Source organism: Stenotrophomonas sp. KH_052 (assembly GCF_057838755.1).
Genome location: NZ_CM174475.1, coordinates 4,698,941 through 4,715,079, shown reverse-complemented (window position 1 = coordinate 4,715,079; position 16,139 = coordinate 4,698,941). Strand labels below are relative to the sequence as shown.

Sequence of the window (16,139 nt, the reverse complement as noted above, 5' to 3'; positions counted from 1 at the left end):
TCGGGTAGGAAAAGCGTGGCGAGCGCCACCCGGCCATTATGCGCGCCGCTCCGTGCAGGCACGAGAACGACCTGCGGGGCCGGGCCACGCCGCGCGGCGCGGGTTGACCTGCAATGTCGCCGGGTCCAGACTGCCCGCCGCTGGCGGCGCGTCCGCCAGCACACGCATCCCGGAGTCCCCAACCCATGTCCAGCGACAGTAGAAGTCGACCTCGTTCGACGCCAGCGATGGCCACCGCCTGACATCGGGACGGTTTGCCTGCGTTGGCGTTGCGCGAGGTCGCACCCCCACAAGGCAATCCGATGAACCAGAAGCAATTGCTGCGCCCGGTGGCCGATGCCGCCACACTGGCCGCACCCCTGGCGAACTACAACACCGCCGACGCGGTGGAATTCCTCAATACGCTGGAACTGACGCGCGCCGCGGAAACGCTGGCGGCGCTGTCATTGCCGCGCGCGGTGAAGATGCTCGAAGCACCGGAGCTGCACCGCAGCGGCGAGCTGGTGGCCGCGCTGCCGCCGGCACGCGCCGCGGCCCTGCTGGGGCTGATGGCCGACGACCGTGCCACCGACATCGTCCACGAGCTGGACGAAGAAGAACGCGCGCGGCTGATCCCGCTGCTCGGCACCGATGCCCGCCAGGCCATCCAGAAGCTGCTCAGCTACCCGCCGAACACCGCCGGCGCGCTGATGACCACCGAGTACGTGGCGGTACCCGCCAGCTGGACCGTTGCGCAGACCCTGCAGCACATCCGCCAGGTCGAGCGTACCCGCGAGACGGTGTACGCGATCTACGTGCTGGACCCGGCCAGCCAGCAACTGCAGCAGGTGGTGACCATGCGCCGGCTGATCACCGGCCTGCCCGAGGAGTCGATCCTGGACGTGGCCCAGGTCAATCCGCCGGTGACCGTGGATGCACTGATGGACCAGGAGGAAGTGGCGCGGCTGATCCGCCGCCACGATCTGCTGGCGATTCCGGTGGTCGACGCGCAGCAGCAGATGCTTGGCATCGTCACCGTCGACGACGTGCTCGATGCGCTGATCGAAGAGTCCACCGAAGACGCGCACAAGTTCGGCGGTATGGAAGCACTGGACAAGCCGTACATGCAGATCGGCTTCTTCGAGATGCTGCGCAAGCGCGCCGGCTGGCTGAGCGTGCTGTTCCTGGGCGAAATGCTGACCGCCAGCGCGATGCAGCATTACGAGGATGAACTGGCGCGCGCGGTGGTGCTGACCCTGTTCATTCCGCTGATCATGAGTTCGGGCGGCAACTCCGGTTCGCAGGCCACCTCGCTGCTGATCCGCAGCCTGGCATTGCGCGAGCTGCGCCTGCGCGACTGGTGGAAAGTGGCTCTGCGCGAGGTTCCGACCGGCATGGTGCTGGGCGCCATCCTCGGCTGCCTGGCCATCGTACGCATCGTGATCTGGCAGCTGGGTGGCCTGCACGACTACGGCGAGCACTGGATCCTGCTGGCGATCACCATCGGTGCGGCGCTGGTCGGCATCGTCACCTTCGGCTCGCTGTCCGGCTCGATGCTGCCCTTCATCCTCAAGCGGCTGGGCTTCGATCCCGCAAGTGCCTCGGCCCCGTTCGTGGCCACCCTGGTGGACGTGACCGGGCTGGTGATCTATTTCAGCATCGCCGCGATGATCCTGCACGGCACGCTGCTGTAACAAAAAGGGGACGGAGGGGATTAAGTCGTTTGTGCCACAAACGACTTAATCCCCTCCGTCCCCTTTTTTGGGTACCGTAGGCGCATGAGTACCTACCACCTGCAGTCCGTGTTTCGTCCGCAGTCGGTCGCGGTGATCGGCGGCAGCCCGCGTGAACGCTCGGCCGGCCGCGCGGTGATGCGCAACCTGCGCGGCACCGGCTTCCCCGGCAAGGTGGCGTGGATCAACCCGCGACACGCCGAGATCGATGGCATCCGCACGGTCAAGCGGTTGAAGGACCTGGACTGGGTGCCCGAGCTGGTGGTGATCACCGCCCCGGCGGCGATCGTGCCACAGGTGGTACGCACCGCCGCCGAGCGGGGCGTGCAGTCGGCGATCATCCTGACCGCACACCTGGGCGAAGGCCCCGGCTCGTTGTCGGCGCAGGTGGAAGCGGTGGCGCGCAAGCATGGCCTGCGCATCCTTGGCCCGCACTGCCTGGGCGTGATCGCACCGCATGCGCGGCTCAATGCCAGCATCGCCGCGCACTTCCCGCAGGCCGGTGACCTCGCGCTGATCTCCGAATCTTCGGCGATTGCGGCGGCGCTGGTGGAATGGGGTGTGGCGCGCTCGGTTGGCTTCTCCGCCGTGGTCTCGCTGGGCGATACGATGGATGTCGACTTCGGCGACCTGCTCGACTACTTCGCCACCGACTACCGCACCCGCGCCATCCTGCTCTACGTCGAGCAGATCAAGGATGCGCGCAAGTTCATGTCGGCCGCGCGTGCCGCCGCGCGCGCCAAGCCGGTGGTGGTGGTGAAGTCCGGTCGCGCCGAGCGCGTGCAGCCGGGCAGCCGCGATACCCATGTGCAGGCGCTGGCCCGCGCCGACGATGTCTACGGTGCGGCGTTCAACCGTGCCGGCCTGCTGCGCGTGAGCGCGCTGGATGAGCTGTTCACCGCCGCCGAGTCGCTGGGACGGCTGGGGACGTTCCCCGGCCGACGCCTGGCCATCCTCAGCAACGGTGGCGGCGTTGGCCGCCTTGCGGTGGACCAGCTGATCGCATTGCGTGGCACGCTGGCCAACCTGTCCGACAGCACGGTGGAGAAGCTTGACGCGGTGCTGCCGCAGGGCTGGTCGCGCAGCAATCCGGTCGACATCGTGGTCGACGCCGATGGTGAGCGCTATGCCGCGGCCATCGAAGCGCTGCTGGCCGACAACGAGAATGACGCGGTGATGGTGGTGAACGTGCCGACCGCGTTCACCTCATCGGCGGACGCGGCGCAGGCGCTCACCCGCACACTCGGCCTGCGCCCGCGCCATCACCGCGACAAGCCGGTGTTCGCGGTGTGGCTGGGCAACGACGATCAGGCCACCGCGACGCTCAATGCGGCACGCGTGCCGACCTATCCGACCGAAGCCGAGGCGGTGCGCGGCTTCCAGCATCTGGTGCGCTACCGCGAAGCGCAGAACGCGCTGATGGAAACGCCGCCCAGCCTGCCGCAGGACTTCAGCGTGGACGCGGCGGCCGCGCGTGCACTGGTCGACGCCGCGCTGGCCAACGGCCAGCAGTGGCTGGACCCGCTGGCCACGCATGAACTGCTCAAGGCCTATGGCATTCCGTCCGCGCCGGTGATGCATGCGCGCGATGCGCACGAGGCCATGGACCTGGCGCAGCCGCTGCTGGAACGCGGTGCTACGGTCGCACTGAAGATCCTGTCGCCGGATATTCCGCACAAATCCGAAGTGGATGGTGTGCGACTGAACCTGGCGACGCTGCCGGCGGTGCAGAGCGCGGCCCATGCGATCCTGTCGCGCGCGCGCCAACTGCGTCCCGACGCCCGCATCGATGGCCTGCTGGTGCAGCCGACCATCGTCCGCCCGAAGGCACGCGAGATCATCGTCGGTATCGCTGATGACGCGACGTTCGGCCCGGTGATCGTGGTCGGCCGTGGTGGTACTGCGGTCGAAGTGATCAACGACAAGGCACTGGCGCTGCCGCCATTGGACCTGCGCCTGGCCCATGAACTGATCGGCCAGACCCGCGCCTCGCGCATCCTCAAGGCCTACGGCGATGTGCCCGCCGCCGACGAGCGCGCACTGGCGCTGGCGCTGGTGAAGCTGGCGCAGCTGGCCGCCGATATCCCCGAAGTGCGTACGTTGGACATCAACCCGCTGCTGGTCGACAGCAAGGGCATCCTCGCCCTCGACGCCCGCGTGGCGGTGGCACCGTCGCGCATCCTGCACAAGGGCCGTGGCCATCCGCGCTTCTCGGTATTCCCGTACCCGAAGGAATGGGAGCGCACCATCGAGCTGTCCGATGGTGGCCGTGCCTTCGTGCGCCCGGTGCGGCCAGAGGACGATGCGCTGTTCCGTGCGTTCTTCGCCCGCGTCAGTGACGAGGATCTGCGCCTGCGTTTCTTCCAGTCGGTGAAGCACTTCAGCCACGAGTTCATCGCGCGCCTGACCCAGCTCGATTACGCGCGCTCGATAGCGCTGGTGGCGATCGAGCCACGCAGCGGCGAAATGCTGGGCGCGGTGCGCCTGCACGCCGATGCCGATTACCACCGTGGCGAGTACGGCATCCTGATCCGCTCGGATCTGAAGGGCCACGGCATCGGCTGGCGGCTGATGGCGATCATGATCGAGTACGCCAAGTGGCTGGGCCTGGACGTGGTTGAAGGCCAGGTGCTGCGCGAGAACAGCACCATGCTGGCAATGTGCCAGAGCCTGGGCTTCAAGACCCGGCTGGACCCGGACGACCCGACGGTGATGATGGTGACCCTGCCGGTGCAGCAGGTAGAGGTGCCCGCACCCCCGCCGGCGGCGTGATCGTTACCACATCGGTAGCGCCGGGCCATGCCCGGCGGAACGTCGGATTCAACGCAGCGGTTCCACCACTACCGCCGTGCCATAGCACAGCACCTCGGTCAGCCCGGTCATCACATCGGTGGCGTCGTAGCGCATGCCGATGATGGCGTTGGCGCCCAGCTGCCGCGCGTGCTTGACCATGTCGCGGTAGGTTTCCTCGCGAGCCTGTTCGCACAGTTCGGTGTAGATGGTGATGTTGCCGCCGAAGATCGTCTGTATACCGCCAAGGAAATTGCCGACGATCGAGCGCGAGCGCACGGTGATGCCGCGTACCACGCCCAGATTGCGCACGATGCGATGGCCGGGCAGCTCGAAGGCGGTGGTGACCAGCGCATCGTCGAAGCGCAGCGCGGGCGGGGAAGGGGAGCCGCTGTTGTAGGGGTCTGCCATGGTCGCGTCCGTGTCGTTGCTTTCTGTAGAGTCGAGCCATGCTCGACTGGCGGTGGAGCAGTCGAGCATGGCTCGACTCTACAATGCAACCGCCCGTTGCAGCATGGCTCCGTCACCGTGATGGCGCGACAATAGCCCCATGACTGACCGTACTCCCCTGTTGCTGCTGCCCGGCCTTCTCAACGACGCCGAGCTGTGGCGCTCACAGTTGGCTGATCTTGCCGACATCGCCGATTGCACGGTGGGCGACCAGACCCGCGGTGAAACCCTGCAGGCCGTGGCCCAGGATGTACTGGCTCAGGCGCCGGAGCGCTTTGCGCTGGCAGGTTTCTCGCTCGGCGGCTTCGTCGCTCAGCAGATCCTGCGCATCGCGCCTGAGCGCGTGCTGCAGCTGGCGTTGATCGATACCTCGATCCATGCCGATTCGCCGGAACGTGCCGAGCAGCGCCGCAGCCAACGTGCCAGCGTGCGCCTGCCGGGAAAATTCCACGGCTTCGGTGACGCGCTGATGCGAAGCTACATCGATGCCTCGCGGCTGGATGACTACGTGCTGGTGCAGCGTGTGCGCGACATGACCGCTCGCCTGGGGGCGGAAGTGTTCCTGCGCCAGAGCGCGCTGGAGCGCGGCGATGGCCACGATGTGCTGGCCGGGTACCGCGATCCGCTGCTGATCGTCTGCGGCGCAAACGACCGCATCACGCCGCTGGCGGTGAGCGAGGAGATGCACGCCCTGGTGCCGCACTCGCAGCTGGTGGTGGTGCCCGATTGCGGGCACCTGGCACCGATGGAAAAGCCGGACGAGGTCAGTGCGGCGATGCGTGGGTGGTTGCTGCAAGGCGAGGGATAGCTCTGCCTTTGGTAGGTGCCGACCTTGGTCGGCACGATGTGTCATCGACTGACCAGAGGTCGGTACCGACCAAGGTCGGCACCGACCGATTCCGATCCGTAACCGCGGTTGGCCTCAATCCCAGGCCGGGGCAATCCCTTCCGGATTCGCCAGGCGATGGCCACGGTCCAGCTTGGCGATCTGTGCCATGTCTTCGTCGGTCAGGCGCACGGCCGCTGCTTCCAGGTTGGCTGCCAGGTTCTCGCGCTTCGTCGACGACGGGATCACCGAGAAGCCCTGCTGCAGCGCCCAGGCCAGCGCAACCTGCGCCGGGGTGGCCTGGTGACGGCCGGCAATGGCCTGGATCACCGGGTCCTTCAGCACTTCGCCATAAGCCAGGCTCATGTAGGCGGTGATGTGGATGCCGTTGTCCTGCAGGAACTTCACCAGCAGGCGGTTCTGCAGGTACGGGTGGATCTCGATCTGGTTGGTGGCGATGGCTTCGGCACCGAGGATCTCGATCGCCTTGCGGGTCTGCGCGATGGTGAAATTGGAGATGCCGATCGCCTTGGTCAGCCCCTTCGCCTTGGCTTCGGCCAGTGCCGGCAGGTATTCCTCCATCGGCACATCGACCTTGCCATTCGGTGACGGCCAGTGGATCAGCGCCAGGTCGACGCGGTCGGTGCGCAGCTTCTCCAGGCTGGTACGCAGGCTGGCCAGCAGCGCATCGCGCTTGAACTCGGTGATCCACACCTTGGTGGTCAGGTACAGATCATCACGCGACACGCCGGACTCGGCGATGGCCTGGCCGACTTCGGCTTCGTTGCCGTAGATCTGCGCGGTATCGATGGCGCGGTAGCCGACCTCCAGCGCATTGCGCACCGAGTCGATCACGGTCTGGTCCTTCAGGCGGAAGGTGCCGAGACCAAAAGCGGGGACAGTCATGGGAAGCTCCAACGGGGGGAAGGGAGTAGCAGAGGGAAGAGGGTAGGACAGGCACCGTATGCATGCCGGCAACGGTGCATTGCATGGATCAATGCGCGGTGGCGGCAATGCCGTCGGCGCGGTGGTCGACGCCATCGCGGCGGTCGAGGCGGCCACTGAGCACGGTCAGCGCGTAGGCCAGCACGACCACCAGCGCGCCCAGCCATGGGGTATGCATCAGGCCGATGTGCTCCACCACCAGGCCGCCCAGCGAGGCGCCCATGGCGATGCCGACGTTGAACGCGGCGATGTTCAGGCCTGAGGCCACGTCGGTGGCCTGCGGTGCATAGCGCTGCGCCTGCTTGACCACGTAGACCTGCAGGCCGGGCACGTTGCCGAACGCTACCGCACCCAGCGCCAGCACCGTCAGCAGCATCAACCAGGTGTTGTAGGCAGTGAACGTGAGCACGAACAGCACCAATGCCAGCAGTCCGAAGATGCGCTTCAGCGCGGGCACCGGACCCAAGCGGTCGGCCATGCGCCCGCCCCACAGGTTGCCGATCGCCACCGACACGCCGTACACCAGCAGCACCAGGCTCACGGCGTTGGCCGGAAGGCCGGTGACGTCCTGCAGGATCGGCGCCAGATAGGTGAAGGCCAGGAAGGTGCCACCGTAGCCCAGCGCGGTCATCGCATAGACCAGCAGCAGGCGTGGCTGGCCGAGCACGGCCAGCTGTTGACGGAGGCTGGCCGGCGCACTCTGCGGCAGGTTGCGCGGAACGAACAACAGCGCGCCGATCAGTGCGACCACGCCAAGGCCGGCCACCGCCAGAAAGGTCGCGCGCCAGCCCAGATGCTGGCCGATGAAGGTGCCCAGCGGCACGCCGGTCACCAGTGCCACGGTCAGGCCGGTGAACATGATGGCGATCGCACTGGCCGCCTTCTCCTTCGGCACCACGGCGGTGGCGATGATCGCGCCGATCGAGAAGAACACGCCGTGCGCCAGGCCGGTGAGGATGCGGGCGATGATCAGCGAGGTATACCCGGGTGCCATCCAGGCGACGACATTGCCGAGCGTGAACAACACCATCAGCGCCACCAGCAGTTGCTTGCGCGGTACGCGTCCGGTCAGCGCAGTCAGCACCGGCGCGCCGATGGCCACGCCCAGCGCGTACAGCGAGACCAGCAGGCCGGCCGAGGGCAGGCTGACCTGCAGGTCTCCGGCGATGGTCGGGATCAGGCCGACGATGACGAATTCGGTGGTGCCGATGGCGAAGGCACCGAGGGTCAACGCCAGCAGGGCGAGGGGAATGCCACGGGTCATGACAGGGTCCAGCAGGAGGAAGAGGCTGCGCAGTCTGCGCCGCCGACCTTTGCCGAAAAACCGGTCTTCACGCCAATCACTATTGCCGTGCAGTCAATAATAGGGACATGAAGACCACTCTAGATGAAATGCAGGCGTTCCTTTCGGTGATCGACAGCGGCTCGATCAGTGCTGCCGCCGAGCAGCTGGGGCAGACACCCTCGGGCGTGAGCCGCGCGCTGGGGCGGCTGGAGGACAAGTTGGGGATCACCCTGCTGACCCGTACCACACGCCGCCTGCACCTGACCGCCGAGGGCGAGGCGTTCCTGCGCCATGCGCGCGCGATCATCGATGCGGTGGAATCGGCCGAGGAACAGATGGCGGCGCGCCGCGAGCGCCCGGCGGGGCGCCTGCGCGTGGATGCGGCGATGCCGTTCGTGCTGCACGTGATCGCGCCGCTGGTGGCCGGCTATCGCGCGCGTTACCCGGAAGTGCAGCTGGAGTTGAACAGTTCCGACCGCTACATCGACCTGCTCGAACGGCGCACCGATCTGGCGATCCGGATCGGCCCGCTGGCCGACTCCACCCTGCATGCGCGGCTGCTGGGCCGCTGCCAGCTGCGGCTGGTGGCCAGCCCGGCCTACCTGGCCAGGCACGGCGAACCGGCCAGCGTCGCCGCGCTGGGCCAGCACACGCTGCTCAGCTTCAACGAGCCGGAATCACTCAACCGTTGGCCGCTGCCCGGAGAATCGGATGGGCTGCTGCTGGTGCGGCCGGATATCGCCGTGTCCAGTGGCGAGACGTTGCGCCGGCTGGCGGTGGAAGGCGTGGGCATCACCTGCCTGTCTGACTTCGTCACCGATCGCGACCGCAGCGCCGGCACCCTGGTGCAGGTGCTGGCGGGGCAGACGCTGGATGTGTACCAGCCGATCCATGCGGTGTACTACCGCAACACCGCCGTGTCGTCGCGGATCAGCTCGTTCGTGGATTACCTGGCCGACGCGATGGCGCAGAGCGACTACGTGCGCTGAGGTTGCCGGCCAGCGGCCGGCACTACCGCACGCGCCGGTGGGCGCGGCCGCTCTGGTGGGTGCGGACCGTTGGTCCGCACTGATCCTGCCGTCGCCCGACCAACGGTCGGGCGCTACCCATGTGGCGGCGGACGCTGCCGGCCAGCGGCCGGCACATCGCACGGGTAGTGCCGGCCGCTGGCCGGCAACCGGATCCCTCAGGCCGCGCGCGCCAACGCGTCCTTCGCTACCGCCGTGGTTGACAGATCGAACACATCCACCGCGTCGATCAGTCGGTTCGCCTGTTGTTCCAGGCTGCGTGCGGCGGCACTGGCTTCCTCCACCAGCGCGGCGTTCTGCTGGGTGGTGCCATCCATCTGGATCACGGTCTGGCTGACCTGCTCGATACCCGCGCTCTGCTCCTGCGAGGCCGCCGAAATCTCGGCCATGATGTCGGTCACGCGCTGCACCGATGCTACGATCTCGGCCATGGTGTCACCGGCCTCGCGCACGCGCTGCGCGCCGTGGCCGACCTGCTCAACCGAGGCTTCGATCAACGCCTTGATCTCCTTCGCGGCCGCCGCCGAGCGCTGCGCCAGCGTGCGCACTTCACTGGCGACCACCGCGAAGCCGCGGCCCTGTTCGCCGGCCCGCGCGGCTTCCACTGCCGCGTTCAGCGCCAGGATGTTGGTCTGGAACGCGATGCCATCGATCACGCTGATGATCTCGGCGATCTGCCGCGACGAGGTCTCGATCGCACCCATCGTCGCCACCACCTGGCCGACCACGCTGCCACCCTGCGAGGCGACCGTGTGCGCGCCGATCGCCAGCTGGTTGGCCTGGCGTGCATGCTCGGCGTTCTGGCGCACGGTGGAGGTCAGTTCTTCCATCGACGCGGCGGTTTCTTCCAGATTGGCGGCCTGCTGCTCGGTACGGCGCGACAGGTCGTTGTTGCCGGCGGCGATCTCCGCTGCCGCAGTGTGGATGTTGCCGGAGGCGTGCTTGATGTCGGTGACGATGGTGGCCAGCTGCGCGGCGGTGGTGTTGGCATCGCCGGCGATACGCGCGAACACGCCCTGGAAATCGCCGTGCATGCGCGCGCCGAGGCGGCCATCGGCAATCGCGCGCAGCGTGCTGGAGACCTCGCCGAGGTTCTGTTCGGTGGTCTGCATCAATCGGTTCAGGCCGTCGACCATCGCGCGGAAGTCATGCTCGAAGCGCGCGCTGTCGCCACGCTGGCTGAAGTCACCCATGGCAGCGGCTTCGGCCAGGCGGCGGATCTCGCCATTGATCATGCCGAGATTGGCCTTGGCGGTATCCAGTGCGTCGGTGATCACCGCCTTCTCGCCGGGCAGGCGTTCCATGTCCTGGCTGAGGTCACCGATGGCGTAACGGCCCATGATCGCAATCGCGCGCAGCTTTACCTGGATGTGCGCATCGACCAGCGCGTTGCTGTCGGCCACCATCGTGCCGAACGCGCCGGGGAAGGCACTGGCATCCATGCGGTGGCTGATGGTGCCGGCTTCATGCGCCTGTGCCATCGCGGCCTGCGCATCGAGCACGCCGCGCAGCGTGGACTGTACGGCTTGCATGGCCTGTGCAAGGCGACCGATCTCATCGCGGCTGCGCACCTGCACCACATGCTGCAGATCACCGGCAGCTACTGCGCGCGCAGCGGCTTCCACCGCCAGTACCGGCTGTACCACCGCACGCCGCAGCCACCAGGCCAGGCCCATCAGCAGCAGCGCGGCGGCCAGCACGGTCAGTGCAGCACACAGCAGCAGCGTCTGCCGCGCCTGCTGTGAGCGTGCCGCCACCGCCGCTTCGGCCACCTGAGTAGCGTGCGTGCTCAGCGCATCCAGTGCCGTCGCCACCGGGCGATCCTTGCCGCGCACCAGATTGTCGCCGGCGGCAGGATCGTAGCTGGCCTCGGCAAACGCCTGCAGCGCCGCGTGGTAGTCCTGCTGCAGCTGCGCGTGCAGGCCGATGAATGCCTGCGCCAGTTCACGCGTGCGCGCATCCGGGCTGCTGACCAGGCCCTTGGCCAGCTGCTCGACCAGACGGCCTTCGCTGTCGAAGGCGTCCAGGTGGCGCTGGCGCAACGCGTCGTCGTGGCCACGCAGCAGTACGTTCTTCCATTCCTGCACCTGCCCGCGGAACTCGCGTTGCAGGCGCTCGGCGTCGCGGCTGTGGGCGACTTCGGGCGGAACCTCGGTGGACAGTTTCAACCAGGCGGAGGCGAGGCCGGCCAGAGCACACAGCAGGACCACGGCCAGACCAACGGAAACCGCGCCGAGCAGCTTGGACTGCAGGCGCGGTGCACGGACAGACGCATTCATGTGGAAGGACTCTCGGGAAGGGGCAATGCGGTATCGACCCGTTGTGCACGTGCTGAAGTGGGATGCGCATCACATTCGCGTTTCGTTTAGTGATGTGAAGAAACTATTTCATAGGACAGATGTGTCCATATGGAACGAAAGCAGACCCTCGACAGGGGAATTAAATGTAACTATTGTTGTTACATGAAATCCGCGAACCCGCTTTCCGACGCTCTGCACGTGATGGCGCACCTGGTCGGCCACGCCGCACCGCGCACGTCCGAACAGCTGGCGTCGTGCCTGCCGACCCATCCGGTGGTGATCCGCCGCCTGCTGGCGCAGCTGCACAGGGCCGGCCTGGTGCGCAGCACGCGCGGCCATGGTGGCGGCAGCGTGCTGGCCCGCGACGCCGCAGCGATCACCCTGCATGACATCTACCTGGCCGTGGGTGCACCGCCGCTGGTGCTGGTCGGTGCCCGCGATTCCGGTGGCGGCTGCCCGATCCAGCAACTGGTCAACAGTGCATTGCTGGAAGGTGCGCGCGAGGCGCAGCGGCTGCTTGAGCAGCGCCTGCAGGCGACCACGCTGGACCAGCTCGGCGCCGACTTCGCCCGCCATCTCGCCCATCACCGTCCCCTGGAAGCTCACCATGAATCCTGATGTGCTCATCGTCGGCGGCAGCTACGCCGGCATTGCCGCCGGCCTGATCTTGGCGCGCGCGCGTCGTCCGGTCACGATCATCGACGCCGGTTCACCGCGCAACCGCTTCGCCAGCCATTCGCACGGCATGCTGGGCCTGGATGGCATCAGTGGTGCCGAGCTGCTGAAGACCGCGCGCCAGCAGCTGCTCGACTACCCCACGGTGCGCTGGATGCATGCCGAAGTGGAGCACGCCCGCACCACCACCGAAGGCGTGGAAGTGCGTACCGCCGATGGCCAGGTGTTGGCCGCGCGCAAGCTGCTGCTGGCCAGCGGCATCGCCGACCAGCTGCCGGAACTGCCCGGCCTGGCCGAGCGCTGGGGCAGCACCGTGCTGCACTGCCCGTACTGCCACGGCTACGAAGTCGGTGGTGGTGCCATCGGCCTGCTTGGCGGACATCCGATGTCGGCCAGCAAAGCGCCGCTGTTTGCCGACTGGGGCAATGTCACCTTCTTCAGCCAGGGCCTGCCGATCAGCGATGAGGAACACGCCGCCATGCAGCAGCGCGGTGTGCGGATCGAGACCTCGCCGGTGCTGGGCGTACACGGCGACCAGCCGACCTGGCTGGAAGTGGAGCTGGCTGACGGCCGCCGTATCGCACAGCGAGCGTTGTTCGTGCCGGCTACCCAGGCGATGGCCACGCCGCTGGTGCAGCAGCTGGGCTGCAGATTGGTCGAGAGCCCGCTGGGCGTGTTGATCGAGGTCGACATGATGAAGCAGACCTCGGTGCCGAACGTATACGCCGCAGGCGATGCAACCACCGTCGGCAACATCACGTTGGCCGCTGCCGAGGGCGTGCGCGCGGGGATCGGCGTGCATCATGCGCTGGTGGCCGAGGACAGCGTGCCGCGCTGATCGCTGCACAGGTAGCCGCCGACCTTGGTCGGCGCCTTTGCATCCACGCATGGCGTGGAAGAGCAGTCGAGCAAGCTCGACGCTACGGATCCCGGGCATCCATTCGCCCGTGCCCGTCGAGCAGGTGCCGGCCGAGGCCGGCACCGTTCCATCACCCCTTCACGCACAGCACCTGGCGCAGGGTGTGCACCACGTCGACCAGGTCGAGCTGCGCGGCCATCACATCGTCGATCGACTTGTACGCCGCCGGCGACTCGTCCAGCACGCCGCTGTCCTTGCGGCATTCCACGTGTGCGGTGGCCTCGCGGTGCTGGGCCAGCGTGATCTGCTGCCGCGCAGTGCCACGGCTCATCGCCCGGCCGGCACCGTGGCTACAGCTGTGGAAGCTGTCCGCGTTGCCCTTGCCACGCACGATGTAGCTGCGCGTGCCCATGCTGCCGGGAATGATGCCCAGCTCGCCCTCGCGCGCACTGACCGCGCCCTTGCGCGTCACCAGCAGCTCCTGGCCGTGGTGCGTCTCCTTCTGCACGTAGTTGTGGTGGCAGTTCACCGCCATCGTTGCCAGCTGGAACTTCGGCAGGCGATGGCGCATCTCGGCCAGCACCCGCGACATCATCGCCTCGCGGTTGTGCCGGGCGTAGTCCTGCGCCCACGACACCGCTTCAACGTAGTCATCGAACAGCGGCTCGCCTTCCATGAAGAACGCCAGGTCCTTGTCCGGCAGGTGGAAGCCGAGCACACGGCGCGCAAGCTCTTCGCGCGCCTTCTCGATGAAGTAGGTGCCGATCAGGTTGCCGGTACCGCGAGAACCGCTGTGCAGCATCACCCACACCGTGTCCGTCTCGTCCAGGCACAGTTCGATGAAGTGATTGCCACCGCCCAGCGTACCCAGCTGGCGGTCCAGCTTGTCAGTGCGGATCCGGCGGTGCTTGTCCTTGATCTTCTCCAGGCCGGCAGCCAGCCCGGACTGCACCAGCCGGGTGTGGATGCTGTCGGGCATGCGGTGGTGCTCGCCGCCGCGACCGTTGCCGACCGGGATGCTGCGCTCGATGCTGTTGCGCAGCTGACGCAGGTCATCGGGCAGGTCGCTGGCGCGCAGCGTAGTGCGCACCGCGGCCATGCCGCAGCCGATGTCGACGCCGACCGCGGCCGGGATGATCGCGCCCTGGGTCGGGATTACCGAGCCCACGGTCGCGCCCTTGCCCAGGTGCACGTCCGGCATTACCGCCACCCACGGCCCGACGAACGGGATCGCGGCGATGTTGCGCAGCTGTTCATGCGCCTGCGCTTCCAGCGGCACACCGTTGACCCAGCCCTTGATCGGCGTGGTGCCCTCGGCGTGCAGCCATTGATAATTGTGTTGAGTGTCCATGTCTTCGTGTATGTCCTTGATGGGCCGGCGGCGCGTCCCTGCGCCGCCGCTACCCCCTACCTGATCGTCACCAGCTGCTTCAGCACGCCATCCAGGCCGCCGAACACGGTGAGCTTGTCGATCTTCTCGGTGACCTTCTCCAGTGCCTCCAGCTCCTTCAAGCGCATCAGCACCGGGTTGTCCTCGATCAGCTTTGCGGTGTTGAGCTGCGAACGCGTGGCGTTGGCCTCCTCGCGGCGACGGATCACGCTGGCCTGGGCCTGCTTCTCGGCCAGCACCACGCCGTTGAGGATCTCCTTCATCTCGCCCGGCAGGATCACGTCCTTGATGCCCACGCCGAGCAAGCGCACGCCGTGGCCCTCGATCGCGGCCTGCACATGCGCGGCGATCTCGCCGTCCAGTGCGGCCTTGTCGCCCAGCAGCTCGTCCAGGCTGCGCGCGGCAATCGCCTGGCGCAGGCCGAACTGCAGCTGCCGGTAGACGAACTCGTCGGCATTGCTGAGCGTGCGGTGTGCACGCACCGGGTCGACCACCTGCACGGTCGCGGCCAGGTTCACCCGCAGGGTCACCTTGTCGCGGCTGAGCAGTTCCTGGCCGGACACGTCCAGCGAACGCGCCCGCAGCTCCACACGCTCCACCGACACGTTGCCGTTGAAGTTCCAGAACGCGTGCAGGCCGGCGTCCAGCGTCTGCCGCAGCGTGCCATCGATGAACAGCAGGCCGACCGATTCGCTCGGCACGGCGCTGATCACCGCCACACGCGGCAGCACGCCCAACTGGCCCAGGCGCTGCTGCACGTCCGCCGGGATGCGCGGCTCGTCACCCAGCGCCATCACGCGCACCCGGGTGTCGACCGAGCCCCGCCAGTACAGTCGGCGGCTGCCCGGTGGCAGCACTTCATCGATACGGCCGTTGCGCAGCAACAGACCGACCTCGGTGGCGCCGACATTGGCCAGCACGAAGTGCGTGTCCAGCTGGGCGCCCAGCGCCTCGATCAGGCTGTCCTGGTCGCTGCCGGTGTAGGCCGCGCCCTTCGATGCAGTGTGGATGTCCACGTGCGGGCGGCCGCCGAACGGCGACAGGCGGTGCACGCCCGGCAGCAGAATCTGCTGGAAACGACGGTTGCGATACACCAGGCCGCGCTCGCCGTCGCCGATCACGACCTTGATGGTCCAGAACATGGGAGTCTCTCCTTGTATGGCTCTGGTGGTTCGACCCGATGGAATGAATGCCATGACCCGGGTCGATCAGGTCGTGGCAGGGCTGGCTGCACACCTTGTGCAGCTGGCGGAAGAGGGCGGCCATCGGGGAACGGTCCGCACGCGGAGCCTTCGGTGCACCGGCACTGCTGCCATCGTCATTCTCGGCAAGCAGCACCGGTGCGGAACGTGGCTGGCAGTGGCGGCGGGCCTGGGCCCGGCGTGCGGTCCGTTGCCTTCCACGTTCCTGCCCGAAGGCGATGTCCGTGGACGGCGACGATGGCCGCTGGGGCTTGCGCCCCGGGTGTTGCTTCAAGTCATGACGTGACAGGTCATGTGGTTGGAGTGGGAATCGAACCCACGACAGACGGAATCAGGATCCGTTGCTCTGACCAAGCTGAGCTATCCAGTTGGGGACCGCGCGGAATCGAACCGCGTACCGGTGAACCGGCGCCTGCCTCCAGCAGGCGATCCAGGCGATGGCATGTCCGCGACCTCCGGCATACGCCACGGCAGCGCCGCGCGCACCAGCCCGTGGTGGAAACGGGACCGTTGGAGAATCGAGGGTGCAGGCCACCGACATTATCGCGAGCGATAATGTTTGGGTGCGATGCAGATAATGTACAGGCGCCGCCACTCGCGCGAAGTAAATCTTTCGGCGGAACGGGAAAAACCTGGGTCAGTGAGCGGCGGGTTGCCGCGCGGGGTGCAGTTCTGGC

The 16,139-nt window shown here is 67.3% G+C and carries 13 protein-coding genes and 1 tRNA gene; 7 read left to right on the top strand and 7 right to left on the bottom strand.

The genetic code is table 11. The features are described from left to right. The first annotated feature begins 302 nt into the window (after nucleotides 1–302). Both mgtE and AC3ITW_RS21520 read left to right on the top strand, forming a co-directional pair. Nucleotides 303–1,673, top strand: coding sequence for a magnesium transporter (mgtE, locus tag AC3ITW_RS21525; protein ID WP_012512456.1), 1,371 nt, complete (start codon nucleotides 303–305; stop codon nucleotides 1,671–1,673). 84 nt (nucleotides 1,674–1,757) lie between these two features. Then, a complete protein-coding gene (locus tag AC3ITW_RS21520) occupies nucleotides 1,758–4,484 on the top strand; it encodes a bifunctional acetate--CoA ligase family protein/GNAT family N-acetyltransferase (protein ID WP_100435450.1) in 2,727 nt (908 codons plus the stop codon). A gap of 48 nt (nucleotides 4,485–4,532) precedes the next feature. Here AC3ITW_RS21520 and AC3ITW_RS21515 read toward each other — a convergent pair whose 3' ends face one another. Continuing rightward, entirely contained in the window at nucleotides 4,533–4,913 is a 381-nt protein-coding gene (locus tag AC3ITW_RS21515) for a YbjQ family protein (protein WP_032129162.1), read from the bottom strand. 139 nt (nucleotides 4,914–5,052) lie between these two features. Between AC3ITW_RS21515 and AC3ITW_RS21510 the strand changes: the two genes are divergently transcribed. Then, on the top strand, nucleotides 5,053–5,760 hold the full coding sequence (locus AC3ITW_RS21510) for an alpha/beta fold hydrolase (protein WP_100435449.1): 708 nt from the start codon (nucleotides 5,053–5,055) through the stop codon (nucleotides 5,758–5,760). Between the two features lie 114 nt (nucleotides 5,761–5,874). On the opposite strand, the gene dkgB is transcribed toward AC3ITW_RS21510, so the two are convergent. Together dkgB and AC3ITW_RS21500 are read right to left on the bottom strand one after the other, a co-directional pair. Further along, nucleotides 5,875–6,684 carry a 2,5-didehydrogluconate reductase DkgB gene (gene dkgB / locus AC3ITW_RS21505; RefSeq protein WP_100469916.1) on the bottom strand — a complete coding sequence of 270 codons (810 nt, stop codon included), beginning with the start codon at nucleotides 6,682–6,684 and terminating at the stop codon, nucleotides 5,875–5,877. A gap of 88 nt (nucleotides 6,685–6,772) precedes the next feature. Beyond that, entirely contained in the window at nucleotides 6,773–7,987 is a 1,215-nt protein-coding gene (locus AC3ITW_RS21500; RefSeq protein WP_012512451.1) for an MFS transporter, read from the bottom strand. 107 nt (nucleotides 7,988–8,094) lie between these two features. Here AC3ITW_RS21500 and AC3ITW_RS21495 point away from each other — a divergent pair, with 107 nt between their 5' ends. Then, on the top strand, nucleotides 8,095–8,997 hold the full coding sequence (locus AC3ITW_RS21495; RefSeq protein ID WP_100469913.1) for a LysR family transcriptional regulator: 903 nt from the start codon (nucleotides 8,095–8,097) through the stop codon (nucleotides 8,995–8,997). Between the two features lie 197 nt (nucleotides 8,998–9,194). On the opposite strand, the gene AC3ITW_RS21490 is transcribed toward AC3ITW_RS21495, so the two are convergent. Further along, nucleotides 9,195–11,315 (bottom strand): methyl-accepting chemotaxis protein, encoded by a 2,121-nt coding sequence (locus AC3ITW_RS21490; RefSeq protein ID WP_489389926.1) that lies wholly within the window; start codon nucleotides 11,313–11,315, stop codon nucleotides 9,195–9,197. A gap of 183 nt (nucleotides 11,316–11,498) precedes the next feature. Here AC3ITW_RS21490 and AC3ITW_RS21485 point away from each other — a divergent pair, with 183 nt between their 5' ends. Both AC3ITW_RS21485 and AC3ITW_RS21480 read left to right on the top strand, forming a co-directional pair. After that, a complete protein-coding gene (locus AC3ITW_RS21485) occupies nucleotides 11,499–11,954 on the top strand; it encodes an Rrf2 family transcriptional regulator (protein WP_100435445.1) in 456 nt (151 codons plus the stop codon). Beyond that, nucleotides 11,944–12,849, top strand: coding sequence for an NAD(P)/FAD-dependent oxidoreductase (locus tag AC3ITW_RS21480; RefSeq protein ID WP_489389925.1), 906 nt, complete (start codon nucleotides 11,944–11,946; stop codon nucleotides 12,847–12,849). Before AC3ITW_RS21485 ends, AC3ITW_RS21480 begins: the two co-directional genes overlap by 11 nt. A 151-nt stretch (nucleotides 12,850–13,000) precedes the next feature. Here the strand turns inward: AC3ITW_RS21480 and AC3ITW_RS21475 are convergent, their stop codons facing one another. Together AC3ITW_RS21475 and AC3ITW_RS21470 are read right to left on the bottom strand one after the other, a co-directional pair. Continuing rightward, the gene (locus AC3ITW_RS21475; protein WP_489389924.1) at nucleotides 13,001–14,221 is read right to left on the bottom strand and encodes an RtcB family protein; all 1,221 of its coding nucleotides are present in this window, start codon (nucleotides 14,219–14,221) and stop codon (nucleotides 13,001–13,003) included. A gap of 56 nt (nucleotides 14,222–14,277) precedes the next feature. Then, nucleotides 14,278–15,402: a slipin family protein gene (locus tag AC3ITW_RS21470; protein WP_489389923.1), complete on the bottom strand. Its 1,125-nt coding sequence runs from the start codon at nucleotides 15,400–15,402 to the stop codon at nucleotides 14,278–14,280. A gap of 52 nt (nucleotides 15,403–15,454) precedes the next feature. Here AC3ITW_RS21470 and AC3ITW_RS21465 point away from each other — a divergent pair, with 52 nt between their 5' ends. Continuing rightward, on the top strand, nucleotides 15,455–15,748 hold the full coding sequence (locus AC3ITW_RS21465; RefSeq protein ID WP_153676179.1) for a hypothetical protein: 294 nt from the start codon (nucleotides 15,455–15,457) through the stop codon (nucleotides 15,746–15,748). Between the two features lie 9 nt (nucleotides 15,749–15,757). On the opposite strand, the gene AC3ITW_RS21460 is transcribed toward AC3ITW_RS21465, so the two are convergent. Then, nucleotides 15,758–15,829 (bottom strand) — tRNA-Gln (locus tag AC3ITW_RS21460). Nucleotides 15,830–16,139: the final 310 nt, after the last annotated feature.